A 2,358-nucleotide genomic window follows, 5' to 3' on the forward strand; every position below is an offset into this window, starting at 1 on the left:
TTTAGCATCTGTTGATTGGAGCGGAAATCAACCGTCTAATTTCACACAGTCTTATATTAAAATATTTAAACTTGTCTGGGCCGGTATTTGTTAAGTTCAATGAGAGATTTCATTTGAAACTTGGTTCATTTTTCTTTAAATCTCGATTTATTCCCCGTTGGAATTCATTAATTCCCATTTAGCATGCATTATATCCCGTTGTGCTCAACTTTCTCCCCGTTCATGCTATTATATTCCTCGTTGAAAAAAGGTATCCTGGATTAATAACAGAAAATGGCAGTTTTGTACTGTCTTGACCTATTAAACAAGGTTCTATTACACTAGGTGAAGCATGTTTTATGAAAAGGTGATAATAAATGAAAATTTATATACTAGGAATTGAAGATGAAAGGTTTCAACGCCCTTTATCCTTGATTGCGAATTTATTCTTTGAAGAATCTGATGTTGCTCTTGGAGAAGCTGAAACAGATGCAGATGCTAAAATCGAGTTTTCAATAAAATACGGTAACCTGACATCAGTTAAAGCTTCTTTGACAACGCGGGAAGGGGCAGTAATTTTAGCGGATGCGGAAAAAGAAATCCCTCAGGGGCTGAGTGAAAAGGAAGCATTCAAGCTGCTGAAAAATGTTGTGTCGAGAGCTTATTTGACAGTTCTTCAGGAGTGGACTGGAATCGTTCAAAAATGGGGCATCCTCACTGGGGTCAGACCAACAAAGCTTTTGCATAAGAAGCTGCGGGAAGGGATGGAACAGCAAGCTGCACACCACGAGCTAAAAGAACAATATCTTATTTCAGATGAAAAAATCGAACTCATGCAGCAAATCGTTGATCGTCAGCTGTCCGTAATTCCTGATTTTTATGATCTGAAAAACGAGGTCAGCATTTATATCGGCATCCCTTTCTGCCCGACAAAATGTGCATATTGCACATTCCCGGCATATGCAATTAATGGCAGGCAGGGGTCGGTTGATTCATTCTTGGGTGGACTTCACTATGAAATAAGAAAGATTGGCGACTGGCTGAAGAAAAATAATATCAAGATTACGACTGTATACTATGGTGGCGGCACGCCCACCTCGATTACCGCAGAAGAAATGGATATGCTTTATGAAGAGGTCCAGGCAGCATTCCCGGATGTGGAGAAAATCAGGGAAGTAACCGTAGAAGCGGGACGGCCTGACACGATCACTCCTGAGAAATTGGAAGTGCTGAAAAAATGGAACATTGACCGCATCAGCATCAATCCGCAGTCTTATATCCAGGAAACATTAAAGGCAATTGGACGGCACCACACCGTTGAGGAAACAGTCGAGAAATTTCACCTAGCACGCGAAATGGGCATGAATAATATCAATATGGACTTGATCATCGGCCTGCCAGGTGAAGGGACGAAGGAGTTTGCCCATACCCTGGCTGAATCAGAAAAGTTGATGCCAGAGTCATTGACAGTCCACACTCTTTCATTTAAAAGAGCTTCTGAAATGACAAAAAATAAGAACAAATATAAAGTGGCAGACCGAAGTGAAATTGAAAAGATGATGGGAATGGCAGAAGCTTGGACAAAAGAGCATAATTACGTACCATATTATCTATACCGCCAAAAAAATATCCTTGGCAACCTTGAGAATGTTGGATATTCCTTGCCTGAGCAAGAAAGTCTGTACAATATTATCATCATGGAAGAACAGCAGACAATCATCGGCCTGGGTTGCGGTGCGGCAAGTAAATTCATCGATCCAGAGACCGGCGTCATCACCCAATTTTCAAATCCAAAAGATCCGAAGTCCTATAATGACAGCTTTGCAGAATACGCAGATAAAAAAATCGAGATTCTTGATTCATTGTTTAATAAGTCTTTATTTTAGATCACAGCTTCATCAGTAATGATCAGAGAGTCGAATACCCATGCTCCCGCCATAATCGGGAGCATTTTTATTTTCGCATAGCGTGTGTTATCGAATGAATTGAAAAAGATTGAGTGGTACCTTTCATTCGGTCCGGAATACTACTATTCAGCAATAATGTCTTGATTCATGTAATCCGGACAAGATCTGCCTAAGGTACCATTTTTCCTCATACAAGCATTTAAATTTATTAAGATTAGGCTATGTTAAAGAACTCTGTTGATATTCGATAAAAACGAACGTTTGTTCTATGATGTAGAAAAGAGCGAGAGCGAGTGGGTTCGAATGCCAATGAAGGAGATTATCGAAGAGATTGGAAAGTTAAATACAGCCGACCAACATCGATTGAAACAGTACTTTGTGAATTCGATTGCATCTTATTCGGCAAGTGAACCTGTCTTTAAGGAAGAGTTAAAGAAGGATTTTCTAAGTAAGGTGAAGAAAAGAATAAGTG

General features: G+C 39.8%; 1 protein-coding gene. It reads left to right on the forward strand.

Annotation, left to right across the window (positions count from 1 at the left end; genetic code table 11):
* Positions 1-356 precede the first annotated feature (356 nt).
* Positions 357-1,865, forward strand: coding sequence for a coproporphyrinogen III oxidase (locus WB217_RS08090; RefSeq protein ID WP_423992320.1), 1,509 nt, complete (start codon positions 357-359; stop codon positions 1,863-1,865).
* The last annotated feature ends 493 nt before the right edge of the window (positions 1,866-2,358 follow it).

The organism is Mesobacillus sp. (assembly GCF_049588175.1).
Lineage (GTDB): Bacteria > Bacillota > Bacilli > Bacillales > Cytobacillaceae > Mesobacillus.